The 25,776-nt window shown below is 46.6% G+C and carries 23 protein-coding genes and 4 pseudogenes; 9 read left to right on the forward strand and 18 right to left on the reverse strand.

Annotated elements, in window-relative coordinates; translation table 11 throughout:
- Window positions 1–23: 23 nt before the first annotated feature.
- The 3 genes and pseudogenes from KXD89_RS05300 to ypjA form a co-directional block, all read left to right on the forward strand.
- Window positions 24–191, forward strand: a pseudogene (locus KXD89_RS05300) (recombinase family protein); the annotation flags it as partial.
- 223 nt (window positions 192–414) lie between these two features.
- The gene (locus KXD89_RS05305) at window positions 415–534 is read left to right on the forward strand and encodes a hypothetical protein (protein ID WP_001120794.1); all 120 of its coding nucleotides are present in this window, start codon (window positions 415–417) and stop codon (window positions 532–534) included.
- A 64-nt stretch (window positions 535–598) separates the two neighbouring features.
- Entirely contained in the window at window positions 599–5,179 is a 4,581-nt protein-coding gene (gene ypjA, locus KXD89_RS05310; protein WP_010723187.1) for an adhesin-like autotransporter YpjA/EhaD, read from the forward strand.
- A 363-nt stretch (window positions 5,180–5,542) separates the two neighbouring features.
- Here the strand turns inward: ypjA and ypjF are convergent, their stop codons facing one another.
- From ypjF to yfjW, 7 genes and pseudogenes are all read right to left on the reverse strand, one after another.
- Window positions 5,543–5,872 carry a type IV toxin-antitoxin system toxin YpjF gene (ypjF, locus tag KXD89_RS05315; protein WP_001094400.1) on the reverse strand — a complete coding sequence of 110 codons (330 nt, stop codon included), beginning with the start codon at window positions 5,870–5,872 and terminating at the stop codon, window positions 5,543–5,545.
- Window positions 5,873–5,892: 20 nt separating this feature from the next.
- Complete coding sequence (locus KXD89_RS05320) at window positions 5,893–6,210, reverse strand: type IV toxin-antitoxin system YeeU family antitoxin (protein ID WP_000072690.1); 318 nt, start codon at window positions 6,208–6,210, stop codon at window positions 5,893–5,895.
- 37 nt (window positions 6,211–6,247) lie between these two features.
- Window positions 6,248–6,448, reverse strand: a complete 201-nt coding sequence (locus KXD89_RS05325) for a DUF987 domain-containing protein (RefSeq protein WP_001395452.1) — start codon at window positions 6,446–6,448, stop codon at window positions 6,248–6,250.
- 8 nt (window positions 6,449–6,456) lie between these two features.
- The gene (locus KXD89_RS05330) at window positions 6,457–6,939 is read right to left on the reverse strand and encodes a RadC family protein (RefSeq protein WP_001407480.1); all 483 of its coding nucleotides are present in this window, start codon (window positions 6,937–6,939) and stop codon (window positions 6,457–6,459) included.
- An 8-nt stretch (window positions 6,940–6,947) separates the two neighbouring features.
- Window positions 6,948–7,406: an antirestriction protein gene (locus KXD89_RS05335; RefSeq protein ID WP_000211841.1), complete on the reverse strand. Its 459-nt coding sequence runs from the start codon at window positions 7,404–7,406 to the stop codon at window positions 6,948–6,950.
- 102 nt (window positions 7,407–7,508) lie between these two features.
- Window positions 7,509–7,669 (reverse strand): annotated as a pseudogene (locus tag KXD89_RS05340) (DUF905 family protein); the annotation flags it as partial.
- 634 nt (window positions 7,670–8,303) lie between these two features.
- Entirely contained in the window at window positions 8,304–10,007 is a 1,704-nt protein-coding gene (yfjW, locus tag KXD89_RS05345; protein ID WP_000896263.1) for a protein YfjW, read from the reverse strand.
- A gap of 135 nt (window positions 10,008–10,142) precedes the next feature.
- Here yfjW and KXD89_RS05350 point away from each other — a divergent pair.
- Window positions 10,143–11,158 (forward strand): annotated as a pseudogene (locus KXD89_RS05350) (arsenic transporter); the annotation flags it as partial.
- A gap of 12 nt (window positions 11,159–11,170) precedes the next feature.
- Window positions 11,171–11,323 (forward strand): annotated as a pseudogene (locus tag KXD89_RS22270) (glutaredoxin domain-containing protein); the annotation flags it as partial.
- A 386-nt stretch (window positions 11,324–11,709) separates the two neighbouring features.
- Here the strand turns inward: KXD89_RS22270 and yfjT are convergent.
- The 8 genes from yfjT to rnlA all read right to left on the reverse strand — a co-directional run bounded on the left by yfjT (window position 11,710) and on the right by rnlA (window position 17,407).
- Entirely contained in the window at window positions 11,710–12,177 is a 468-nt protein-coding gene (gene yfjT, locus KXD89_RS05360; RefSeq protein ID WP_000702495.1) for a protein YfjT, read from the reverse strand.
- Window positions 12,178–12,200: 23 nt separating this feature from the next.
- Window positions 12,201–12,644: a YfjS/YafY family lipoprotein gene (locus tag KXD89_RS05365; protein WP_000824222.1), complete on the reverse strand. Its 444-nt coding sequence runs from the start codon at window positions 12,642–12,644 to the stop codon at window positions 12,201–12,203.
- Window positions 12,644–12,880 (reverse strand): protein YpjK, encoded by a 237-nt coding sequence (ypjK, locus tag KXD89_RS05370; protein ID WP_001144029.1) that lies wholly within the window; start codon window positions 12,878–12,880, stop codon window positions 12,644–12,646. Before ypjK ends, KXD89_RS05365 begins: the two co-directional genes overlap by 1 nt.
- 40 nt (window positions 12,881–12,920) lie before the next feature.
- On the reverse strand, window positions 12,921–13,622 hold the full coding sequence (locus tag KXD89_RS05375) for a WYL domain-containing protein (protein ID WP_000189409.1): 702 nt from the start codon (window positions 13,620–13,622) through the stop codon (window positions 12,921–12,923).
- 216 nt (window positions 13,623–13,838) lie between these two features.
- The gene (locus KXD89_RS05380; protein ID WP_000197391.1) at window positions 13,839–14,660 is read right to left on the reverse strand and encodes a DUF932 domain-containing protein; all 822 of its coding nucleotides are present in this window, start codon (window positions 14,658–14,660) and stop codon (window positions 13,839–13,841) included.
- A 91-nt stretch (window positions 14,661–14,751) separates the two neighbouring features.
- Window positions 14,752–15,615: a GTPase family protein gene (locus KXD89_RS05385; RefSeq protein WP_000787597.1), complete on the reverse strand. Its 864-nt coding sequence runs from the start codon at window positions 15,613–15,615 to the stop codon at window positions 14,752–14,754.
- Window positions 15,616–15,969: 354 nt separating this feature from the next.
- Complete coding sequence (gene rnlB, locus KXD89_RS05390) at window positions 15,970–16,341, reverse strand: type II toxin-antitoxin system antitoxin RnlB (RefSeq protein WP_000461704.1); 372 nt, start codon at window positions 16,339–16,341, stop codon at window positions 15,970–15,972.
- Complete coding sequence (gene rnlA, locus KXD89_RS05395; protein WP_000155570.1) at window positions 16,334–17,407, reverse strand: type II toxin-antitoxin system toxin mRNA endoribonuclease RnlA; 1,074 nt, start codon at window positions 17,405–17,407, stop codon at window positions 16,334–16,336. The genes rnlB and rnlA overlap by 8 nt, the downstream gene beginning before the upstream one ends.
- A 141-nt stretch (window positions 17,408–17,548) precedes the next feature.
- On the opposite strand from rnlA, the gene KXD89_RS05400 reads away from it, so the two are divergent.
- The 3 genes from KXD89_RS05400 (at window position 17,549) to KXD89_RS05410 (ending at window position 21,974) form a co-directional block, all read left to right on the forward strand.
- On the forward strand, window positions 17,549–17,812 hold the full coding sequence (locus KXD89_RS05400; protein WP_000502050.1) for a DUF1524 domain-containing protein: 264 nt from the start codon (window positions 17,549–17,551) through the stop codon (window positions 17,810–17,812).
- Window positions 17,813–18,171: 359 nt separating this feature from the next.
- A complete protein-coding gene (abpA, locus tag KXD89_RS05405) occupies window positions 18,172–19,788 on the forward strand; it encodes an anti-bacteriophage protein AbpA (RefSeq protein WP_000445380.1) in 1,617 nt (538 codons plus the stop codon).
- Window positions 19,785–21,974 carry a DEAD/DEAH box helicase gene (locus tag KXD89_RS05410; RefSeq protein WP_000136402.1) on the forward strand — a complete coding sequence of 730 codons (2,190 nt, stop codon included), beginning with the start codon at window positions 19,785–19,787 and terminating at the stop codon, window positions 21,972–21,974. The genes abpA and KXD89_RS05410 overlap by 4 nt, the downstream gene beginning before the upstream one ends.
- 177 nt (window positions 21,975–22,151) lie before the next feature.
- On the opposite strand, the gene KXD89_RS05415 is transcribed toward KXD89_RS05410, so the two are convergent.
- From KXD89_RS05415 to alpA, 3 genes are all read right to left on the reverse strand, one after another.
- Window positions 22,152–22,778 (reverse strand): inovirus Gp2 family protein, encoded by a 627-nt coding sequence (locus KXD89_RS05415; RefSeq protein WP_000220524.1) that lies wholly within the window; start codon window positions 22,776–22,778, stop codon window positions 22,152–22,154.
- A gap of 152 nt (window positions 22,779–22,930) precedes the next feature.
- Window positions 22,931–24,340 (reverse strand): YfjI family protein, encoded by a 1,410-nt coding sequence (locus KXD89_RS05420; RefSeq protein WP_000481742.1) that lies wholly within the window; start codon window positions 24,338–24,340, stop codon window positions 22,931–22,933.
- A gap of 128 nt (window positions 24,341–24,468) precedes the next feature.
- Window positions 24,469–24,681 carry a DNA-binding transcriptional activator AlpA gene (gene alpA / locus KXD89_RS05425; protein ID WP_001065343.1) on the reverse strand — a complete coding sequence of 71 codons (213 nt, stop codon included), beginning with the start codon at window positions 24,679–24,681 and terminating at the stop codon, window positions 24,469–24,471.
- A gap of 43 nt (window positions 24,682–24,724) precedes the next feature.
- Here alpA and yfjH point away from each other — a divergent pair, with 43 nt between their 5' ends.
- Window positions 24,725–25,681 (forward strand): protein YfjH, encoded by a 957-nt coding sequence (gene yfjH, locus KXD89_RS05430; protein WP_000510827.1) that lies wholly within the window; start codon window positions 24,725–24,727, stop codon window positions 25,679–25,681.
- Window positions 25,682–25,776: the final 95 nt, after the last annotated feature.

Genomic DNA, 25,776 nt, shown 5'->3' on the forward strand with positions numbered 1-25,776 from the left:
GGGTTACCACTTCAACGTAAAACCGTGGCAGGAGGTCCGGACTGAAAAAACTGGTCAGGACATCATCGGCAGGGAACGCACTGCTAGTCTGTAAACTGAACCGACTGGGGCGCAGTATGTGGCATCTTGTCGTGCTGTTGGAGGAGCTGTGCGAACGTGGTATTAACTTTCGTGCTCTGGCCCAATCTATATTTGCCCAACAATGGGGGGACGAATGCTGTAAAAGTAAAACAATCTGCGATCTCAAAGTTATTGTGTGATTTTTATGTGAGCAGAAGATATTCATCAGAAACGATTATGTAAATCATTTTATTTTGCCAACGGCCTCATTGTCGAAAGAAAAGAATACGCCCGTATTTCCTGAATGGATTGACTTTTTTATCCAACCACACTTCAGCGCACTGCGTTTAAAAAATGCCTCATTCTTATGCGGAATATCATCATTTCATCATGATGTCTTTGATGAGCGGTGAACACAATACACTTGCGCTGTCTCTTCAGGATGAATCCCCTGGTCTGGTGCCTGTGGGCTGATGTTGCAGCAAAGCTAAGGTCGCTTAAACGCTACTCAGTATTCACTTTTCAGAGGATGAAATTTATGAACAGGACCAGTCCCTATTATTGTCGCCGCTCAGTACTTTCCTTATTGATATCTGCCTTGATATATGCCCCGCCCGGGATGGCTGCCTTCACTACTAATGTTATTGGTGTGGTAAACGATGAGACTGTAGATGGCAACCAAAAAGTGGATGAACGAGGTACAACAAATAACACTCATATTATCAACCATGGCCAGCAGAATGTTCATGGCGGGGTATCTAATGGAAGTCTTATTGAATCTGGTGGATATCAAGATATAGGAAGTCATAACAATTTTGTGGGGCAGGCTAATAATACAACCATTAACGGTGGCAGACAGTCAATTCATGACGGGGGTATTTCCACAGGTACGACAATCGAGAGTGGCAATCAGGACGTTTATAAAGGGGGTATCAGCAATGGAACGACAATTAAGGGCGGTGCTTCACGCGTAGAGGGAGGGAGTGCGAATGGAATACTCATTGATGGTGGTAGCCAGATAGTAAAAGTTCAAGGGCATGCTGATGGTACAACGATAAATAAGTCTGGCTCTCAGGACGTAGTACAAGGAAGTCTGGCAACGAACACAACCATAAATGGTGGTCGACAGTATGTTGAACAGAGCACAGTAGAAACAACAACCATTAAAAATGGCGGTGAGCAAAGAGTATATGAGAGCCGTGCGCTGGACACGACGATTGAAGGCGGAACTCAGTCTCTGAATAGTAAGTCAACGGCAAAAAATACGCATATCTATTCTGGTGGCACGCAAATTGTTGATAACACCAGCACCTCGGATGTTATTGAAGTTTATTCTGGTGGCGTGCTTGATGTTAGGGGTGGTACGGCAACAAATGTTACCCAGCACGATGGTGCAATTTTAAAAACTAACACTAACGGTACGACGGTGAGCGGTACGAATAGTGAAGGTGCATTCTCCATCCACAATCACGTGGCAGACAATGTGTTGCTGGAAAACGGTGGTCATTTAGACATAAACGCATATGGTTCGGCAAACAAGACGATTATTAAAGATAAAGGAACAATGTCAGTTTTAACCAATGCTAAAGCTGATGCGACCCGAATAGATAATGGCGGGGTTATGGATGTTGCAGGAAACGCGACAAATACCATAATTAATGGTGGCACACAGAATATTAATAATTATGGCATAGCCACAGGCACCAATATCAACAGCGGAACGCAAAATATCAAAAGCGGCGGGAAAGCTGACACAACAATTATATCCTCCGGGAGCCGGCAGGTTGTTGAGAAAGATGGTACGGCAATTGGCAGCAATATTAGCGCCGGAGGCTCGCTGATTGTCTATACCGGCGGTATTGCACATGGGGTTAACCAGGAGACGGGCAGTGCTTTAGTTGCCAACACGGGTGCAGGGACTGATATCGAAGGATACAACAAGCTCTCTCACTTCACTATTACCGGAGGGGAGGCTAATTATGTTGTGCTGGAAAATACCGGCGAACTGACGGTAGTGGCTAAAACCTCGGCGAAAAATACTACCATTGATACTGGCGGTAAGCTGATTGTCCAGAAGGAGGCTAAAACAGATAGCACCAGACTTAATAATGGCGGCGTTCTGGAGGTTCAGGACGGTGGTGAGGCTAAGCATGTTGAGCAACAATCCGGCGGCGCATTAATTGCTTCCACGACCTCCGGAACACTTATCGAAGGAACCAACAGTTATGGTGATGCTTTCTACATCAGGAATTCAGAAGCTAAAAATGTAGTGCTGGAAAACGCTGGCTCATTAACAGTCGTCACTGGTTCCCGCGCAGTTGACACGATTATTAATGCCAACGGCAAAATGGATGTTTATGGAAAAGATGTTGGCACTGTACTCAATAGTGCTGGCACCCAAACAATATATGCCAGTGCCACTTCTGATAAAGCAAATATCAAAGGTGGCAAGCAAACGGTATATGGTTTAGCCACTGAAGCAAATATCGAAAGTGGTGAACAAATTGTTGATGGTGGGTCAACAGAGAAAACACACATCAATGGTGGCACGCAAACCGTTCAGAATTATGGTAAGGCAATCAATACCGATATCGTCTCTGGCCTACAACAAATTATGGCAAACGGGACAGCGGAAGGTTCCATTATTAATGGGGGTTCACAGGTAGTTAATGAGGGCGGCCTGGCTGAAAACTCGGTGCTTAATGACGGCGGCACACTCGATGTGCGGGAGAAAGGCAGCGCAACGGGGATACAGCAGAGTAGCCAGGGCGCTTTGGTTGCAACCACCAGGGCGACGCGGGTCACAGGAACACGCGCGGATGGCGTCGCGTTCAGCATCGAGCAGGGTGCGGCGAACAATATCCTGCTGGCAAATGGCGGCGTGTTAACCGTGGAGTCAGACACCTCTTCTGACAAAACACAGGTCAATATGGGCGGACGGGAGATCGTCAAAACAAAAGCCACTGCGACAGGCACGACGCTCACCGGCGGTGAACAAATTGTCGAGGGTGTGGCGAATGAGACAACAATTAACGACGGCGGAATACAAACAGTTTCAGCTAACGGAGAGGCAATAAAAACAAAGATCAATGAAGGCGGTACGCTGACAGTCAACGATAATGGCAAAGCGACAGATATCGTCCAGAACAGCGGTGCCGCTCTCCAGACGAGCACGGCTAACGGTATTGAAATCAGCGGTACTCACCAGTACGGTACTTTTTCCATTTCCGGCAATTTAGCGACCAATATGTTGCTGGAAAATGGCGGTAATTTATTGGTATTAGCAGGTACCGAAGCTCGCGACTCCACGGTTGGCAAGGGTGGGGCAATGCAAAACCTGGGTCAGGACTCCGCCACAAAGGTTAACTCTGGCGGGCAATATACCCTTGGGCGGTCAAAAGATGAGTTTCAGGCTCTGGCCCGGGCAGAAGATCTCCAGGTCGCTGGCGGTACGGCAATCGTCTACGCAGGTACGCTGGCGGATGCATCGGTCAGTGGCGCGACAGGAAGCCTGTCGTTAATGACGCCACGGGATAATGTTACGCCAGTTAAACTCGAAGGGGCGGTCCGGATTACCGATAGCGCGACATTGACTCTGGGAAATGGCGTCGATACCACGCTTGCCGACCTGACGGCTGCCAGCCGGGGCAGTGTCTGGCTTAACAGCAATAATTCCTGTGCAGGTACCAGCAACTGCGAATATAGAGTAAACAGTTTGCTACTCAACGACGGTGATGTTTATTTGTCAGCACAAACAGCAGCGCCTGCCACAACTAACGGTATCTACAATACGCTGACAACCAATGAACTTTCCGGTAGCGGTAATTTCTACCTGCATACCAACGTTGCAGGCTCCCGGGGCGATCAACTGGTCGTCAACAACAACGCCACTGGTAATTTTAAAATCTTTGTTCAGGATACCGGCGTCAGCCCACAGTCTGACGACGCGATGACGCTGGTGAAAACAGGGGGAGGGGATGCTTCGTTTACGCTGGGCAATACCGGCGGTTTCGTTGATCTTGGGACCTATGAGTATGTCCTGAAAAGTGACGGCAACAGCAACTGGAACCTGACCAATGATGTCAAACCCAACCCGGACCCCATCCCAAATCCAAAGCCAGACCCAAAACCCGATCCAAAGCCAGACCCAAATCCAAAACCAGACCCTACTCCCGATCCAACGCCGACACCCGTTCCGGAGAAACGCATTACGCCTTCTACGGCAGCCGTACTCAATATGGCAGCAACATTACCGTTGGTATTTGATGCTGAGCTAAACAGTATTCGCGAGCGGTTGAACATAATGAAAGCGAGTCCACACAACAATAATGTCTGGGGGGCGACGTATAACACCCGTAATAATGTCACCACCGATGCGGGTGCCGGGTTTGAGCAGACGCTGACCGGAATGACAGTGGGGATCGACAGCCGTAATGATATTCCTGAAGGAATTACCACGCTAGGCGCTTTTATGGGCTATTCCCATTCACATATCGGTTTTGATCGCGGAGGACATGGCAGTGTGGGCAGTTATTCTCTGGGCGGCTATGCCAGTTGGGAACATGAAAGTGGTTTCTATCTGGACGGTGTCGTGAAGCTGAACCGTTTTAAAAGTAACGTAGCAGGTAAAATGAGCAGCGGTGGAGCCGCCAATGGCAGTTACCACAGCAACGGGCTGGGCGGTCACATTGAAACCGGGATGCGATTTACCGATGGTAACTGGAACCTGACGCCGTATGCATCGTTAACGGGGTTCACCGCTGATAACCCCGAATATCATTTATCCAATGGCATGAAATCGAAATCAGTCGATACCCGCAGTATATATCGTGAACTGGGCGCAACGCTGAGTTACAACATGCGTCTGGGGAACGGTATGGAAGTTGAGCCGTGGCTGAAGGCGGCTGTGCGCAAAGAATTTGTCGATGATAACCGGGTGAAAGTGAATAGTGACGGTAATTTCGTCAATTATTTGTCGGGCAGACGTGGAATATACCAGGCAGGTATTAAAGCCTCATTCAGCAGTACGTTAAGCGGGCATCTTGGGGTGGGGTATAGCCATAGTGCCGGTGTGGAATCCCCGTGGAACGCGGTAGCTGGTGTGAACTGGTCGTTCTGACCATCAACGAAAAAGCCCACATCTGTGGGCTTTCATGTTACCAGGAGCCGCGGCTCCTTTGCGTATCCTTTTATGTCTCCTCACCGTCTGGTCGGTGTTTTGCTGAGACTTCTAACTTCCTGTTTTTGTTGGTGTTGTCCTTACACCGTCCAATCATGATTGGTGGGCTGGCGGAGTCTGAATTGGTTGTGTAACTTGTTGTTAAATTGATTGTAATCTTCAGTTCAATTTTCATTTTGGTCCCATTGTTGGTCCTAAAAGAAAATGTCAGGTTTTTTCGGGGGAGGGGAGGTTACAGCGGGAGTCTCTTCGTCTATGAGATTAGCATTTTGCTTTCCTTCAGTCTGCTCTGTATTTAAGCGTTTATTTCACATTAGTTTTTAGCAAGCCGGTAGAGCGCCTTGCTCGCAGAATATCTACTACGGAAATATATGGAGACTGTTGTTGCCACGAAAATCCTCTGTGATCGATACGTACCAGTTCGTACTTTTCCACCAGAAAATTGACTGCATCGGCCAGAGTGATACCAGCATCGATATGTTCCTTAATAACAGTTTCATCACTGAACGGCGTGTCGTTCAGTGTCAGGCCATAGTGTTGTTCCAGCAGGCGTGTCAGTAGCATTTGCCAGACAGCCACTGGCGACAGGCAGGGCTTCGCCGCCTGCGAAATTGTAGCAGGTAGAGTGTTCATGCTTGCTCTCGTGAAATTAGTTAGCGTTGAGTGGGGTAAACAGCGATGTATACGTAGCCGCAACTACCAAGAGTATCGGCTTCGCAGGTAAAACCGTTGTGGTACAGGGTGACGCATTGGGCATGGCGGGGATTCAGTTCACCAGTGGTCAGCATCGACTCTATCTGGCTGATAAAATGTGGAAATACCACATCCAGCTTAGGACATTCGGCGTCACTAAACTTACCGGTGATACTGGCCCGGTCAGCCAGATAGTGCAGCTGGTTGCCCTCCTGCACCAGACGTGCTCCCAGGCGCGGCGTGATATCTCGCTGCAGGCCCCATGTGGTGTTGCTCATTCATAACCTCTTTATTGTCAGTTCAGGGTGATACTCATCAGTCAAGCATACGGTCCGCTGCGGTCCTGCGGCGTTCGGCGTACACAGCCAGGACTCCTGTGATATCCGGAACATCCCTGCCGGTGTAATGACAGACGCTACCGTGCCACTGATATTTTCCGGTGCAGTAGCGAAAGATTCGGGACTCAGGATGCTGGCGGTATATCGTCATTGCCCGGCGTTTACTGATAATTCTCATGTAATACCTCAAAGCAGACCGTGTTCTGCGAACGAATAGATTTGCCTGCCACCAACAATCAGATGGTCAGGGACACGGATATCAACGAGCTGAAGCGCCTGCACCAGACGCTGCGTTATAGTCTTATCTGCCTGGCTGGGAGTAGTGTCGCCGGAGGGGTGGTTATGCGCCAGTATCACTGCTGCTGCATTGAAATACAGGGCGCGTTTGACCACCTCACGGGGATGTACCTCGGTACTGCTAATAGAACCGGCAAACAGGGTTTCGTGGGCAATCAACTGGTTCTGCTGGTTCAGATACAGCATCATAAATTCTTCACGCTCCAGCCCCGCCATTTTCAGCTTCAGCCAGTCACGAGCAGCCTGAGTGGAGGTGAATGCCACGCCTGTTTCGCGCAGGTGTCGGTCAAGCAGCGTTAAGGCGCGTTTTACCGTGCGTTGTGCGGTCAGTGGAAGTACCGGTGTCTGTGGGATGAGTGACTGTTCCATCATGAGTATCCTTAATCAATAATGCGCATAATGGCGCTGGATTCAGGGTGCTGCAGAGCGTAATCCCGCAGGCGGTAATAGTGCTCCGTCATGGCATCGCATTCGGTGAGGCAGGCGTGATGGCTATATTCAATCAGGCAGACAGCGATACCTGCGGCTTCCGCGCTCATTTCCGCACCATTGCCATTCATGCCGTTGAGCAAATGCCATTTATCGTCACCGTCAGCATCAGGAGCCATAAACGCTCCGCCATTGCTGAGCGTGTAAAAGGACCAGATACCCCCGCAGTACTCATCACAGAAGCGGTCCATCCAGGCGAAAATGCGCGGTTCCAGCGTTATCCACTGCGGGATGGTGCCAAAGTGCTGCGGCCAGAAGCGGATATGCTGTTCATCGGGTACCTGCGTTACGCTCAACTCAAATTCGGATCCGTTAGCGGGTACGAGGTCGTACTGTGTCTGTGTTGTCATGGGTATGTCTCCGTGAATAAAAAACGCCAGCGGCGATGGCTGGCGTATGAGGTAATAAAGCGCGTTTGGGAAGGTGAAATGTTGCTGGTAAATGATTCGGAGTCAGCGGGGGAAGGTGTCGGTGCGGATGCCTGACCTGTGGATATAGCGGTTAAAACCTTCACCGGCGTCCGGTTCAAAGTTCCATGCCCGCCAACCATCCGACCTTCGGCATCACGAACTATCAGGCGGACGTGAATGCCCTGGTCGTCTTCAATGTTAATGTCGGTGATACCGGCAGATACCAGTGGCCCTGCTACGCAATCAGCCGATGCCCACTGCGGCAGACCAGAAAGCGTTTGCTAAAATGACTACCAACCTTCAGAGTTGCTCATTACTACTCCCCTGAAAAATAATAAAAAAGCGGCAGAATCCTGAGATTCTGCCGTTAATCGGGTATGTTTGTAGAAATGATATATATCTGAATGCTTTTATATTGCTGATAGGCCGTTCTGTGCCAAAAGCGGAAGTTGGAGTGCCAGACGCCCTCTAAAAATAATGGTTCATTTTGTAGGGGCATTTACAGTAGCTATTCACAACTAAATGTTAGATACAAGAGAAGGGATGGGATAGACAGAACCTTTCAGTACGAAAGCCGGTTACGGCACCATTTGCCTACAGTACTCCATTCAACAGCTGCTGGCGCTTCCATGCCGCTGGCTCGGCATATTTCTGGCTTTTCAACCGCTCAGTTCTGGCAGTTAAACAACAGAAAATATAGGTATGGGTAACGACAAAAACGCCACTTTAAAGCAGGTATGAGTGTCCGCTTCACGCTCAAGCCTGCTTTAAAAACAGGCTTAACTTAGGATATTTTAATAAATAGTCATAAAAAGGCTCCAATTGGAGCCAAATGCGTTACAAGAATAAATTTTCATTCACATCATTCTTAAAGTAAGAATGAATGAATTTTATAGAAATTGCTAGCAGACCTAAACCAAATATATACTTTAATATATCCATAATAGAAGAACCAAAAATTTCTAGCTTAGATTGCAAATAAGTTATTTTACGAAGGTTCATTATCTTGTTATCAACAAAAACAAGATCTGCTGTGCCATATATTTTGATTTTTTTGCTTTTATTAACTAGTCCATACAAACTCCCTTCAGAAATAATAATCTCCGATTCTGGCCTTAACGACAAATGTTTCCCGTTGATACTAAACTGGGAGATACCTGTTGCTCTCAGTGAAGATAATTTTCCATTGCTTATGTCATCATATATTTTATCAAGCTTCTGGTATGTTTTTTTATAGAACGCAAAATCAGTCTTGAGTAGTACGGAAGGGCTATTGTTGTAATTAATAATATCATCTGGTTTTAGGACAAGTAAAAAACCCGTTAAGTAATTTGCATTAATGTTATACGTATTTGTTAAATCCGATATTTGCTGGTATTCACACTTCATCTTCTTATTTTTATCAAGCCTAGATAGAGGTGCAACATGATTTTCAATTTTATATTTTTTATCATTTATTATTATATCGTATGTATAATCATGTAAAATACCATTCGTTGTTATTGGCATAAATGCGAAAGCAACCATCAATTGTGCATTGTTTGATTTAAATTTTATTTGAGAGTCAGTAACACTTGAGGCTAGCATAAATTTATCATCTTGCTTGCTCAAACTTAACCTGGATGCTGCTTTAGGCATCACATCAGCGGATTCACCTTGTATGAACCCCATCATTGGAAGTTTCTGTGTGATTTCTAGCTTTTTTACATTCAGAAAAGATTTTTTAGCATCAAGCGGTACATTGCGAAGTAAATCTGGAAGGGCATAACAACCGGAGACAATATAAATATCAGCACCACTTAAACCCTGTGTATCATTATATATCAAACTACCATTTTTGATTACATCCAGATACGTTGGTGTGTCTGTTTTTTTATCATTTAAAAACCCAAATGATTCCTCATTATCTTTTACACCTACATATGCGATGTCTGAACCTTCAGATATATCCATCTCAATCTCTACCGCCTGCCGGGCAAACAATAAATATATAACAGCGGTTATGAGTATGGCTATTATTATTGCGGAAACTAATGGAATCATTGCCGATAAAATCATTGGAATATGTTTTATCTTATTAAGGTGGAAAAGGAGGGAATTTGATAAACACATAAACAGTGACAATAAAATCGCCCCAAAAAGATTATATAGTATATTTAACAAAATATTATTCATGGCTATATTGTCTAAGGCGTGTATTAACGCCACATCTGTTATTGTTAGTACAATCCATGTAATAGCTAATAATGTTAAATAAGCTTTAATTCTATGCTGTATAAAAACAGATGCAATAAATACTGCAACAGCAGATATGAGGTACCATGCGGTTTCCAGTGAAAAATAAAATTGTTTTATGTAATCAAGTTTCATTGAGCATTCATAACAATTACCTTTTGTGAAGGCAGCGGTAAAATATTGAAAGAGAACGCCACTACAAAGAAGAAAAAAAATAGAGGAAATATAGAAAAATGCCAAGATCGTAAAGTCAATTTTTTTGCTAAATATCTTTCTTACAATTTCTCTTTCTGATACAAAAGCCATAGCAAATCCATGTATAAAGCCTTTAAGGTTGATTTTTAATCATACGCAACAAATCATCGACTTTCTAGCAACCAATTTCATTACTCGATACAGTGTTGATGGCTGAAGACTCTATCAACGACAAAGTTCCTACCTAGAGCGCTGTTCACCTGGAAAGTCTTGCTCGGTGCCGCTGTTGATGCGTTGTTTGCCAATGACGGCGCCGCGCTGATCCTGACGCCGATTGTGATTGCGATGCTGATCGCACTGGGTTCAGCCAGGGCACGACACTGGCCTTTGTCATGGCTGCAGGATTTATTGCAGATACGGCCAGCCTGCCGCTCATTGTTTCTAACCTGGTGAATATCGTCTCGGCGGACTTCTTCGGTCTGAGCTTTGCGCAGTACGCCTCCGTTATGATCTCCGTGGATGCGGCAGCGATTGCGGCCACGCTGATTATGCTGTATCTCTTCTTTCGCAGAGTTATTCCGGCAACGTATTAAGTTTCGCTGCTGAAGACGCCTGCCAGTGCGATCAAGGATCTGGCAACCTTCAGGGCGGGCTGGATTGTCCTGTTATTGCTGCTTGTCGGTTTCTTCTTTCTGGAGCCGCAGGGAATCCTGGTCAGTGCGATAGCGGCCGCTGGCGCAGCAGTGCTGTTTGTGGTGGCGAAAAGAGGTCATTCGATCAACACCGGAAAAGTCCTGCGCGGTGCGCCATGGCAGATCGTTATTTTCTCACTGGGCATGTACATCGTGGTCTATGGCCTGCGCAATGCAGGGTTCACGGAGTACCTGTCTGGCGTGCTGAATCTGCTGGCAGACAAGGGGTTATGGGCAGCGACGTTCGGCACCGGCTTCTTGACGGCATTTCTCTCATCAGTGATGAACAATATGCCGACGGTGCTGATTGGTGCGCTGTCGATTGACGGGAGTACGGCGACTGGCGTCGTCAAAGAGGCAATGATTTATGCCAATGTGATTGGCTGTGATTTAGGCCCGAAAATCACCCCGATTGGCAGTCTGGCAACTCTGCTGTGGCTGCATGTGCTTGCCCAGAAAAATATGACAATCACTTGGGGATATTACTTCCGTACCGGCATTGTCATGACTGTGCCGGTGCTGTTTGTCACTCTGGCCGCGCTGGCGTGGCGGCTCTCTGTCACTTTGTAATTAGATACTGATATGAGCAACATTACCATCTATCACAACCCGGCCTGTGGCACCTCACGCAACACGCTGGAGATGCTTCATAACAACGGCAACGAACCGACAATAATTAATTATCTCGATATGCCACCGACCCGTGATGAACTGATTAAACTTATTTCAGATATCTTCAGTGACAAAATCATCGAGTGCATCAGGGAGCAATGTCACCTGATGCCTGCCTTGTCCTTGAATGTGATTGGCCATGTTGATATCCGCAGTATTCATTCATATCTTTTTAATTTTAATGAAAAAGTTAGTCCGTCTCATGGGTTTATCAAGAATGGTTGATCATATGAAACCATCGCTTAGACCAAAAAGTGATCAGGAGTTTTAACACAGCCTGCGCTCACAGCGGAGCTTACAGCCAAAAAAAGATAAATATATCTGAAAAAAACTGACCACTGCGCTCATCGTTCGAAAGTACGTGGCCTACCTCTGGAGATTAAGGAGAAAAAAGAAACCCCCGACCGCCGGAGGCAATCAGGGTTGTTATGGTAGGGAAGGCGCAGCCGTCAGTCGTTAGTGCAGTCCGCTAATGTTGGCAGGACCTTTTGTGCATTCCGAACATCAGGGTTAAACGATCCAACTTTCTGGTCATTGACGTAGACGTCGAACTGCCGGGCCTTACGGATATCCATGATGAAGCTGAACCAGGCATTATCTCCGTTACGCCAGCCAAGGGTTGAGGGAATGGCATATTGCTTATGGTCCATCACCACTGTGATGCCGGTACTGTCATCATGCGAGCTGACCGTTTTATCCCCGGCGAGGATCAGAAAAACCGAGTGCTGGTAAATACCGTTCTGGTCCGGATTTCCCGTGCAGTTGATGGTAAACATCTTTCCGCTGGCATCCGTCACACTGTATTCCGCATTGCCCTGACCGTACCCCTGTTGCCAGAGTCCGGGGACCGCAGAGGCTGTAAAGCTGGCGAACATTGTACTTGCCAGTACAAACCGGCTTAGTGAACGTATTTTCATTTATGTCTCCTTTCTCGTTGTTTTTATTCCCGGTTATCAGGGTTTGACGGTATCAGCAGCCGTCCCATCAGTTTGCCGTCATGGGAATATTCGAAGTATTTTTCTTTCGTATACGGGTCCGTAACTTCGTGGTATTCCAGTTTGATATTGTCGGCAATACAAAGCGCATTCATCAGCGGCTGGACGGTTTTCTCCTCCATATCTACCAGATAGTAGTAACTGCCACCCTCGCAACCATCGGGCGACTCACGGGTACGTAAGACCTGCAGGGTGAGACCGGATGAGAAGCCAACCTGTGACCATTCTTCGCTGACATCATCCTGACGGCTGACCACATCGCTGAAGCGCGGGGGCGTGAGGTCCTTAAATTTACTGATAGCTTTGAGGTCATCACTCCTGTCATCGCAGGCGCTCAGAAACAGAGAGGTGGCAACCAGCGCCAGCAGAGGTAGTGTTTTACGTTTCATTATTTTTTCCCTGAAATCAGACGAACCACTTTGGCAAAGACATAAATTCCCACAAAAATACCCACCGGCACGCCGACGAACGGCGTCAGCGCGACACTGGCAGCACCGGCTGCACCACCTCCCGTCAGTAGTGCGGCAACGGTTGCAAGTGTCAGGGCCGTGAGGCTGTCGGACACTCCGGTTTTGTTCAGAATGATGACGATGATAACAATGGCGATAATGGCAATAACGGGCACTGGGCTCCTCCATGTTGCCGGGTTGATAACAACGCCTGCGCTATTCCGGTGGGCTGTCGGCCGGAACAAACGTAAGCAGTGAATGCTGGATAAAGCGAAAATGGGGTAAGGCCTGAATGAAGACCGGGTCTTCAACCAGGCGACACAGACTGTCATTGCGGCGAAAAGTCTCCTGCAAAGGCTGAATCAGATGGATTTCATCAAGTGTGAATACGGCGATATGCCCTTCGTGTTCAGCCACCAGATACCAGGTCTGCTGGTGGATGAGTAACCGGCAGGGAGCTAGGCGCTCACAGCGTCGCCCCTCTGCAATCAGCGTCACCCGCCTGCGCCCGGTAATGGCCTGAATCAGTCTCCAGAAAGACAATGCTCCTGAAGGCGAAGGAACCGGATTGGCTGGTGCTATCACGCAGGGAGACTCATCGCACATCAGCAGTGCATTCACCAGACGGCGGTCAAGGCCGGGAAAAAGCCCGGCCAGCCCGCTGCGGTGGGCAAAGATAAGCACGTCGGGCACCATCTGCATCTCACTGCCAGCAGTGCGTAAGCGGCAGTATCCGGACTGATACTCCAGGTCCAGATACATCAGTCGTTCACGAAAATCACGCCGCAGCGTGCGCACTGACACGCCAAACTCAGCCGCCAGTTTGCGCACGCTCAACGTTTCACCCGCAACCAGACGGCTGATTATCAGTGACAGCCTGACAGCCAGCCGGTCATGGCGGCGTTCTGCCTGTGTCATGAGAGATTCTCCAGGAAAGTTAACTGACTGAAAATGATGTGATTACTTTAAAGAGGGGGGCGGACAGGGTATGGACAACGCAGAAACTATTTTTTATTTCTGCAAAAGCCAGATGTAACGGGGGTTAAAAGCTATAACCGGGGGATTGAGGCACACGAGCACATAGCGATGCGGACAGGTGGTGTCCGATATTAACAACGTGGCAACATGAAACGTCTACTGCAGTTGCGTGAGCAGTGTTTCTGCCATCACCCACAGCGCACGGTTAAGCTTCACATCCCCGTCAATGCCACGCACGGCACGAGTATGAGTTCGTCCGCCTTTAGCATTACGCCCACTGAGTCCGCCCTTAATCAGGTTTTCTTGAATCCGCTGATAGGTGGTCCAAAGGTCATTGCTCTCATCCTGCCAGCGGCGTGGGGAGAGTATCTGCGATTCAGTAACCGGCTGGTGGTCCTCACCAAAGCGATACGTAAGCGCTGCTTTTGCCAGTGCCTGCTGCACAGGTGGCGGTAAAAGCAACGACTGCATGGCATCCCTCTTTTCTTCCACACGCTCAAAAATCCCCAGCACTTCATACGCCCCCTCAATAACCTGACTCACCACATCCCCCTTGTGTGGCACCCGCACCTCGCCAAACGACTCGCCGCAGACCAGACCGTTCTGGCACACCGCCCTGAACATGCCCGGCAGCATCTGGTACGAACTGGTGCCATCGTGAGAGTTAAGCAGGATAATTTCCGGAACCTGTTTACCGGTAATTTGCCCCTCCCGACGTAGGCGCAGCATATGCTTAGTATGCTCACGACGACGGGGGTCACGTACCCGTGTCTGACAGGCAAAGAATGGCTGGAAGCCTTCCCGCTGCAGGCTGTCCAGCAGGGAAATTGTGGGTATATACGTGTAGCGTTCACTGCGGGATTCGTGTTTATCCTCACTGAATACGCTGGGCACCACGCGAAATAACTCTTCACGGGTTAACGGACGGTCACGGCGAATAAGATTTGCAGCGCCAAAGCGCGAAGCCAGACGGGTCATAAGCAGACTCCTCAGTATGGGTAAAACAAATAAAGAAAGCCCTGCCGCACTTGCGACAGGGCTCGGAGAATAATAGGGCAGAATTAAACACTCAGAAGAAGAAATCCCAGACAGCGCGGGCCACTGACACCACCGAGGAACGCACGGCCTGAATAATGGTCCGCACCGGGGCGGGAATAAGGGGAAAGGTGCTTACCGTATCGAGTATGGCACCTACGGTTTCACCGAAATCGTCACGTGCCTGCTCCCGGGCTACCGTTGTTCGAAAGGGATGTTGCAGTAGCGCTACTACCGGGCTGCTGGCCTCACGCGGCAGACACTTAATCATCCGCTCTGCCATCACCCTTAGTCCCCACTGCAGGCGAACCGACACGGCACACACCGGATGCACGGGCTGGAATAGCTCATGCAGCAGGCAGATTTTGCGGCTGATATTTTGTTTCTGCTCTGTGGAAAGGATATTTCCACCGCTGGTGGGTTCAGCTTTGTCTGACTGGCTGATAACAAACAGCATCTTATGCCGGTATGCTTCGCCAATCACCTGACGGTAAAAATGCTCATCAGTCGCCAGTGCCCGATCATCAGCCTTAATCAGCCACAGAATCAGGTCGAGCCGGGGAAGTTGTTCGCGGTACAGCGCAGCATACTCGGTATCGCGAACGCCACTTTCGCCCACGCCGGGCAGATCCACGATGGTCATAAAGTGTTCTCCAATCTGCAGGCGAAAGCGTAAAGGATCACGTGTACAGGCCGCTACATCGCTGACCGGCGATACTTCACCGGCAAACAGGGCATTGCAAAGGCTACTCTTTCCCGCCCCAGTTTTACCCATGATGCCGATCACTGGCTCGTAGTGGGTTAACTGATTTATCTGCTGCAATATACGTTCAGATACCCATAGCGGTAGACCGGAAAGGGAGTTCTGTAGTGGCTGCAGAACTTCAAAATTTTTCATCACCACTCCTCTGAAAAGTAAAACAAAAACGGCAGAACCGCGAGGTTCTGCCGTTCATCGGATTGTTCAGGAGAATGATATCTATCTGAAGATTTTTTCAATGCACATAGATTGCAGAATCTTTCTGAACTCACAGCACCATTTACCGGGAAAGGCATCATAGGATTTCCAGAAAATTGGTGACATTATTGAGAAGTTTAAAGGGGGGGAAATTTAGTCGTGGGTGCACAGGGGAAAACGTGTTCCCTATGCAGGACGTTGTGAGGGGGGGTTAATGCTATTTGATCATATTGGACAAGTTAATATCATGCCAAAAGGGCGAATTCTATACTGGTTCGTTTAGAAAGAAGAGTTTCAAAAATCCATTGACAGGACTTGGCGTACATCATCGGGAGACAAAACAGAGGCTTCTAGGTACTCAGGATGATTACGTAAAGTAAAAGTCAGTTTGCTCAGGATATGTGTCGGAACGTCCTGCTCATCAATAATTTTGGCCGTATCCAGCATGATCCGGCCATATTTCATTTCCAGCGTAACGAAGCGGTTCCACTCTGGACCGTTAGCGCACAAGAGGTCAAAAAGGATTTCACCAGTGGTCTCACTACCCAGTAGGGCAGAAAGTTTCGTCTCAATTTCATTAACTGAGGACAAAGGGTTCTCGAAGCCGGTCGCCATAACGACAGCTTTTAGAGCCCCTGAGACGTTAATTCCGGTGATTTCAAACAATATATAAGTCCTTGATTATTCCCCACGCTCTAGTGGCTTTACCCATCAACCGGGCCATATCAGAAATCATACGGCTGGCATCGACCACAGTTTCCATGTGGAACAGAGAATGACGTTCCACATTAAAAAAAGTATAGGCTGTGCTGATGATGTTAATCTGTTCCGGTCTAAGAGTAGCTGCAAATTGCGGTTTCAGAATGTAATGAGCAGCAGGTTTATCAAAGTAAGTTCCAAAACCTGCCGGCTGCTGTACTGGCATGCCTAACCCACTCATCTTACTTTTTAAGACACCTTCAATGGTGCGTAGTTCAGGATAAAGTAACATACAGTAGTCAGGCAAATCAGGGGCGGCGAGTTTAACACATAGCCCTGAAACGAGCAATTTTTCGGCAGTCACGTGGAGATGCGGGTAAGCATCGGCCATTACAGTCTGCAAGTAAGTGCGGGCAACCTCCTGTTGAACAATATTAGCTTTACCATCCTCCTGGCGGATTAGCACTTTCTCCAAACCCTGTAAATCAAGCAGGGCTGCCAAGTTAAACGTGAAAACTCTGTAACATGACAGCGGTCGGCCCTGAATCTGGAGCTTACCTGTTGTGATATGCAGGCTCACAGTCAATTCGTCCTGATAGCTGGTGGAAATAATTTTCCACACTACGGTATGAGCGTTACGAGAGTGTTCTCTGAACTCTATATGCGATTCATCTGCTGATAGCTCAAGTACAGGTAGAACGCTTGTCTCTACAAATCCTTGCAGTACCATATTTACCTGCTCAAATTCAGCAGGATTGATGGTTTCAAAAAGATGATCCGCTAACTCTTGGCCCAGAGAACGATTGGCTCCAGTGAGATATTGAATTGTAGTCGAACCGTCCCCGTTATAAAAAATGTCCACAGTTGCCAAGTTAACCCCTGGTCTGGTAAATACGACCCGAAGCCCAGCCCTTGACCCTGGCATAGGACCAATTGATTGGATTGAATAGTTTTTATTTTCAATGAATTGTCTGGATTCAGTCTCGATATTTGCCCTGACCAGATTTAAGTTTTTGTAACTCCTGATTGTCATTTCCTGGATCCCATAGAAACATATGGGGAAACTCTACAATAATACCCCCCTGAAGTGTATTGATTTGCTAAATTTAGCCACCTGAATAGGGGGCACTCCAACTATAGGGCAGGATCGTCTACCGGGGGGGCAGTCCACAAAATGGGGGATGATGTCCATCGTTTCGGTAACCTCTTCCTGATCTCACCAAGCAGCAACTCGATACTTAGTAATTATTCGCCAGCAGACAAGAAAAAATTCTACGTCGAAACAGAACGAGCAGAGAGCCCAAAACAAGCCATCATGATGAGCTATAAGGAGTGGGGTCCGGATGGGCAAGGCATCAACAATATAGAAAGCCATGAACACGCGATGTTGACATTGCTCAAAGAGCATCGAGATATGACCCTACCAACCAGGAAATAATGCGTGCAACTGTGTTTTATAATATCAAGTGTGATTACAATCGCTGGCGGTGCCATAGTGCCATAGTGCCATAGTGCCATAGTGCCATAGTGCCATAGTGCGGTTGGCGGTCTCAGCTCTGAACTATTTGAAAACCAAAACCTTGATTAAGGCTGTGCCTACCTTACGTTAGTTGGGGCAGTATGTTATATAACCAAATTAGACGTCAGGGTTACAATATTTGTGGAATCCTGAAAAGCTTGATACCTGCGACCGAGAATGGCTGTGAAGTATTTAGATCACTGGTGATGATGCAGTGATCCGATTGGACTGTGTCATAACATCTCCTTAATTTTCGCAAAATTGTCACGGATGTCTAAATGGAGTCGAACGATTCAGGCGGAGTAGCCGCCAAGCACGGTTTCTTATTTCAGGACTGCGTAGCCGCTTACCATGTCACCCGAATGCTTCGTGACAAGACTATCCGCAGTGTGCGCTGCGAGGTCACAGACGATATCGACATTGTATCTGATGGATACATCGACTTCGTTCAGGTAAAAAGCACCGGCAAAACACGTTGGAACATTTCGGACATCGTTCAGAATTCAAAAGGTGCTGATAAAAAGACGATCCCCTGCAGTTCAATTTTGCACAAATCAATGCAGTGTGAGTCTGACCTGTCCCTTGGACGTAGGTACTCCATCGTCACAGAGGAAAAGGTCAACAAAACCCTTGAGTACTTGACGATCAGCCCAAACGCCCGACTAGATAAGCCAGGTCGACAGGAACTCATCGATGACCTCAACAAACGCACAGACAATTTTTTAACAGACTCAGGTATAAGCGTTTCAGATTGGATCGATGCGGCTACATGGGAAGTGTTTTCATCCCTGCGCGAACTGGAACTTCTAGGGATCAAGAACATACGGCTGGCCTCCCAAGATCTACATGGGGTCATTCTCAGTTCCGAAACCGTCGCCGAAGACATTTGGTGCCGCATCCTTGATACTGTGACGCGCAAGGGCGAGCATTCTCGACGCATTCACAGTGCTGATGACAAGTCCTACTTACGACCAGACCTACTTGAGTGGTTCAAGCAGCGTGTCGAAGATGACCAATCTCGGTCAGGCCGCAAAATCTACGTCAAACGGGACTTACCCCACATCCTTACGCCATTTAGAGCGCCTATGGCTTCGGTCTGCGCTAAGCGTAAAGGCCAGGTTCTACATCAGCAGTACTCACTTAAGAAATACCGCTACAAGCACATCGCGGATAACGTCTGTCAATGGTTGGATGAGGTTTTTCTCCGACCAAAAGAAATGTCTGATATTCATAAACTGACATTCATTGAAAAGCGAGAACGACTAAAGAATTCCGTCTTCAAATCGCTCCATGACGTCAGCGAATTTTTGGGTCGAGTGCTGTTGCACGCAACGATCCGGCAGCACCACGAAAGCCAGCCTATTCCTTGCATGCTATACGTGGAAAAAGCAGGGGCCGAAAAAATTCTTGAAAACGTGCATATCGTTCGCCGCGATCCAGAAGGTGATCAGCTTTGGATTGGCTTCAGCGAGTTGGTGACTGATATTAACATTGCCGTCAGATTGCCGGAGATACGGGATCAGTTGTACGAGGACATTTCGGATTGCATCGATACCGCGCGCAAAAAAATCCTCGACATTAAAGACGATAACTACCTGCTTCGCCACGACATTGACGAAATTCTTGATGGCAGCCAACCTTTCGATGCTCACCTCGATCGTTTCACGTTTGTTCTGTTCGTGGGCTACGACTCTAATCTACTAACCGAGCCTGAAACGCCGGGGTTCGAGGATGACCTGGAGAAAGAAACAGCGGTGCTGTTCGAAAAATTCGCGGCTGACCTCATCGAGGATTCGCCGTTTGCGAATCTTTGCATCCACGTATTCATTTATCCAGCCCCGAGTCTTGAGCGGTTAACCCAATTAGTTGATGAGAAGGTGAGAGAGGTCGTATGACAGAGATCTATGAACAGGCGAAACATAGCCTGCAGGGTGAGGACTTCTCATCGTTCAATTATCTGTTTGCGGTTAACAAGCTGTTGTCTAACCCTGTTTCGTATGACTTGGGACGGGACTTGATCGTGCGAGCTCTCGATTCGCGCGAGCGGTTTTCCGAGCACACCACAATTTTGAAAAATATGGTGAGAAAATCAGGTTTGTTCCCGTATCTCAAAAAGGAGTTCACCAGCCTGACACCGGATGACCTGAGGGTGCTTGAGCTATACCGGACGCCATTCTCGGATGGTTATGTTTTCCACTCAATGCAGTTCCACATATTCGATCTGCTCAAGTCTGGTCAAAACGTGGTGCTGAGTGCACCTACAAGCATGGGCAAAAGTGCAATCGTCGATTCATTGCTCGGCATGGGAACTTTGAAACGGCTTGTTCTGGTTGTTCCAACCGTGGCTCTTGCCGACGAAACCCGTCGCCGACTGCAAGAGCGATTCGGTGACCGATATCAGATCATCCACCACAGTTCCCAAGTGTGCCATTCCGATCAGGCTGTTTATGTGTTAACTCAGGAGCGAGTGAACGAGCGTGACGACATCGTCGACATTGACCTCTTCGTCATTGACGAGTTTTACAAGTTGGCGTTCCGACAACTGAAAAGCGGGGACATTGATCATCAAGACGAACGAGTCATCGAGCTCAACATTGCGTTAAGCAAACTGCTTAAGGTCTCCAGGCAGTTTTACCTGACGGGACCGTTCGTTAACAGCATTCGCGGTCTCGAAAAACTTGGATATCCGCATACTTTCGTTTCTACCGACTTCAATACAGTCGCGCTAGATGTTAAGACGTTCGGCATCAAAGCGAATGACGACAAAGCCAAGCTCAAAGCGCTGGGGGAAATCGCGCACGCATGTGTCGACGCAACGATCATTTATTGCAAGTCACCAACTGTTGCGGGCCTGGTGGCGCGCGAGCTGATCAGGCTTGGGCATGGCACTCCGACTGAGAATCCCCATGTCGACTGGGTCAGCGAAGAGTTCGATGCCGACTGGGATTACACAGTCGCCCTTAGAAACGGTATTGGCTTGCATTTTGGCGCGCTACCGAGGGCACTGCAGCAATACACTGCCGACCAATTCAATGCTGGAAAACTGCGCTTTTTGCTCTGCACCTCCACGATCATTGAAGGAGTCAACACTATCGCTAAGAACGTTGTGATCTACGACAACCGCGATGGAACTCGCAGCATTGACAAATTCACCCATGGGAACATCAAAGGTCGCGCCGGGCGCATGGGCGTTCACTTCGTCGGCAAAATCTTTTGCCTGGAGGAAATCCCGGAAGACAATCTCAATCAAGAGGTGGATATTCCGCTCGGTATTCAGGGCATTGATACCCCAATCAACCTGTTAGCCAGCGTTCAACCAGACCACTTGTCCGAGTTTTCACAGGATCGCTTTGATGAGGTTTTCATAAACGACCGTGTTTCCATCGACCTTGTGAAGAAGCATTCGTACTTCCGTGTCGAGCAGTTCGAAATGCTGCAAAGCATGTTCGAGATGATGGACGATAACGAATTTTCCTCGTTAGTGTTTCACTGGACTCCCGCGACAAACTTCCTCAAGACCTTTGCAAAGATCATTGCCAGACTGGTTCCCCATACGTTCAGTCGCAATGGGGTCCCTGTTAAGCCTACGGATGTCATGATCGCAAAACTTGCCGGCTATTTAAGTGCTGAAAGTTATTCGGAATATCTGAAAAATCAGATCGATTATGCACGACAGTGGATTTCTGAAGGGGAGAAACGTACTCTTTCCATTGCCCTCAACAATGATTTGAAGCTCATAACCAATACCTTCGGCTATACCCTACCTAAGGTGCTCAGCTTGATGGAGGATGTAGTTAAACACCACGCTGTAAAGCGTGGTATACGCAGCAAAGTCGATTACACACATGTCAAATTGGCGTTCGAAAGTTTCCATCTACCACCAGGTGTCAATGCCTTAGAAGAGATTGGCATTCCCATTCAGACGTTACACCGACTGGTAGACTTGCTGGAATTTTCCGACGAGGCTGATGTGGATGAGTTGAGCCAGTATCTTCGGGATACTCAGGACATTTGGAGTAGATCGATTGGGTACGTTGATCAGATGTTTATCAGGCGCGCGCTCGGTATTAGACGACATTGATTTAGGTACGTTTGTCTACGGAACGCGGGAAAGCGACATTTTTGAATAACTCACATCTTCGGTAGGCTAGGTCGTCTACCAGGACGGGCTTCCAACCATCAAAAGATTACCGATATCTTAATACAAACAAATCAGGCCTTTCCAGCCATAAGAAAGGCCATTGTTGTAAAAAATAAATTACCCGCGACTGCAGCCGAAATTACGGTCTCCGTCACCGACTATTTTAGTCCTTACTTTGGTCATGTAATCCACCCTATTCATCAAATCGCTATAAGTCTGCTCAAAGTTGTCCCTTTTACGATTGAGAAGGTATTTGCCATTTGGCGGGTAATTAACTAACTTCCCCGAGCTATCTATAGGGATGCCAAGTGCACTGTACCAAGCTGTCGTTATCATTGTACGTAACGTGTTACGGTTTAAGTCGTAATCACCTAAATGATAATAAGCATCCTGATTGAAACACAGTATCAAATGGTAATGCCGCTTTCTATTTTTGGTATATTCTCTGACCCATGCGTAACGTAAAGTGGAATGTCGACTATCAGGCCAGTCTTTCCGTTGAGTTTTAATATGCTTATCATGTTTAAGCTTTGCTTTTAACGCACTGGTAAAGCGAGATATAGCACCAGAGTCAACCCTGGGTTGAAAGAATGGGTTATCCATATTTTCTGTATCAATTGGGTCATGCAGATCAACACGTAGAATCATTGAGTTAAGATGTTCGTTTAGGGAGTCATCAATAACCTGTTTGATTCTATCCCGATATAGGGATACATGTGATCCGAATTCACTATCGTATGTCATATAGTATCCTGGCCAATGATATTGGAGTAAGTGATCGTTCTGATGTGTCTATGTACCTATATATTACCTATCAAGATGACAAGCTTTTATCCGAACTGGGTTTAGAGTTTGTTTTTACTCTTAAATTAAGTCCTTTTAGATTGTCATTAAAATCAAAAAACACAATGAGTTATGTTTATTATTTTTGTTTTACCCCATGAAGATATAAATATTTTGTTTTGTGAAATTAAGATTCTAATTAATTCATTTGCCTTGTCACGATTTCTAAATTTATTTGGCCCAAATTGTAAGATAATATTTTTCTTGATGCAGGAAGAAAATTTTTGCGTGCAGTAATCTTTTATCCAACAATAAAGCTCATCTGCTTCTGAAACATCTAAAGAAAACTCTTCTTTTTTAGAGAACAAGCGGATGTATTCTTCAATATACCAAGCCACTATCTCCACTGCTGCTTTTACTGCGGTAACAGATATATCGCCTCCATCACCGCTGAAGTAATGAAGTAAGGCAGCAAGCCTCGCCATGTTCTCCGCCATTTTAGAAGCATAATCCTTAAAATCATAAAGAAGGCCAATCATTCTCATTTCTGACTCGACCTGGTTGTAGAATTCGATCCAATGTCTTTCTGCTTCTGCAGAGAATCGGAGGCAGATGCGATTATTTTCATTAATTTTAATGATGCTCTCATTAACAATTTCCATAAGACGTTGGTGAAATACCGGCAAATGTTCATTTGAAAAAATTGGGTTGGAAATTTTTCTGTTACCTTGTGTTGAAGCAGGCTGGCACATGAGGCACCGTGCAAAAAATCCAATCCCCTTTGCCATATCTCCTTTCCTGTCGATATAACCCTTAAAAACATTAGGCTGGACCATCAGCGACAGTGTTATTCTTGCATCTCTAATTAATTTCTCGGGCTCGTTTTTCCTTTCCACCGTAAATATTGAACCATCCCACATCTTATTGATAAACGGCAGCTCGTTAAGTGTGTAACCATTAAAAATGATCCCAGCTTCATCAGACATGATGCCGACTGATCGCCAGTGCCCACAGAGATGAGCTTTAATAGCTGCAGGTGTGGCATCGTTAAATAAAAATTTGAATCTCACTGGAGCTTTCGGGTTTGTCGTAAGTAGTTCTTTAAGTCTTTCATTTGTTGCCAAGTGATCTTTGTTACGTCGAATATCTGATTTAAGTTTTGACATCAGTGCTTTTTTTTCAATATTAAAAATTGCTTCATCATTTCTCCATGCGGTAAGATCGTGGGTGTATTTTTCAAATAAATCCTCTTCCAGTTGATATAATGGCTTCATCAGCAGTTTATCAACCGTACTCTTACGTTCACCTGATTCAGCCAGAGTCATTAAGAAAAGTGATACCGGGCCACGTAGATTATTCAATCGGCAAACATCAATCCGGTTCTGACAGGCAAGAGAAATTACCCCAAGAGCAGAAGCAGCAATCAAACCTTGAGGGGCCTGCGTATGCTGTTCCACTTCATAAATTGCATTCCTGATAATTTTAGGAAATGCATCTACAGGGAAAGGACGACCATTGAACATGCAATGCCTCTTATTTAATTAAATTAAGAAATTGTTTAGCAAATATGGCTATTCCGCTATTAATGGCGGAAATAGCAGGATGTTTACACTCCGATGACAGCAATTGAGTATGAATTCATGTAACACCCTCAAATAAGTTTACAGCGTTGTGATAACCACTCATCAATCTCGGCCTCAATCCATCCGACAGATTTCACGCCGAGCATTCGCTTTTTGGGAAAGGTGGCATCGTATCGTGGTGATTTGGGGTTCAACCAGTCATAGATGGTGGCCCGTGCCATACCTGTTTTTTGGATAACCGCTGGTAACCGTAGTATTCTAACGGCCGATCGATTGTTCATTCTTGTTGCCTCTCATTGGTTCACTTTGGTTGCAGAGAGATTAATGGGTATCTTTAAGGCAAAAAACCCATGTACCAAAAATACAATTTTTACAACCTCTAATACATTGATTTATGGTGGTTTTATGATTTCTCTGAATGATTTTTATGAACAAATTTGTAGAAAACGACGTGATCTCGCCTATCACATGTCCGAATGCGAATGGGCGGTGGATACTGATGTTCTAGAGGAAGATCATCCGGAAATACGGATTGAGCTAGGCAGAATGCGAGAGCAATTCTGGAGCTCTGAGAAAATAGGTACTCGTGTGAGGTTATATTCCTGCGATGTACCATGGGAAACAAGGCACCATACAGTGAATGGGCAACTGGAGATAAAGGAAGAATACACTGAATTATATGATCCAGCTCAAGAATGCTGGAAAAATCTAAGTTCAAACCTTACCAAGGAAACGTTTTTACCTCTTGTTATCGAGCCATTTTCCATTAATGACATTTTCAAGGCACACCTTATGTTCGCCTCAATCTCTTTTTTCTGGGGAAAATCTATCATGTCTGAAAATGAAAACGTTGCCTTTAAAGCATTTCATCGGGCTGCGGAGTTATTTGATAAGTGCATAGGTATGACTTGGTTTAACATCTCTGTTTGTAATCAAAAAAAATTATCAGAAGTCAGGCGGAGTGCAGGAAAGAAGGGTGGCAAAAGCAAAGCGGAAGTGTACCATATCATTCAACTGAAGTTGGTTGAGCTAATTAATGACTCTGTTCCGAATGATGGGTGGAAAAATAAGGTTGTAGCAGTTAATGAACTTATCGAACCGCTATGGGATTTTATTCAAATGTCAGAGTTTGAGATAAATAATCAAAATAAAAAATATCGTGTAGCAACAATGAGTCAAGATGCTTTGGTTGATACTATTTTAAATCAATGGTCTTTAAAAAATGAAGATGTAAAACAAGCTTTCGATAGCGCTGTTCGTAGAAAAAAAAGAAGTAAATAATTACTACTTGCCATATAGACTAAATAGCTGCGCCTAATACATCTACACTTTCTATTTATTGACAAGTGATACGTTGCAAAAGGAGCAACACCCCA

It is taken from the genome of Escherichia sp. TC-EC600-tetX4, from assembly GCF_019356055.1.
GTDB lineage: Bacteria > Pseudomonadota > Gammaproteobacteria > Enterobacterales > Enterobacteriaceae.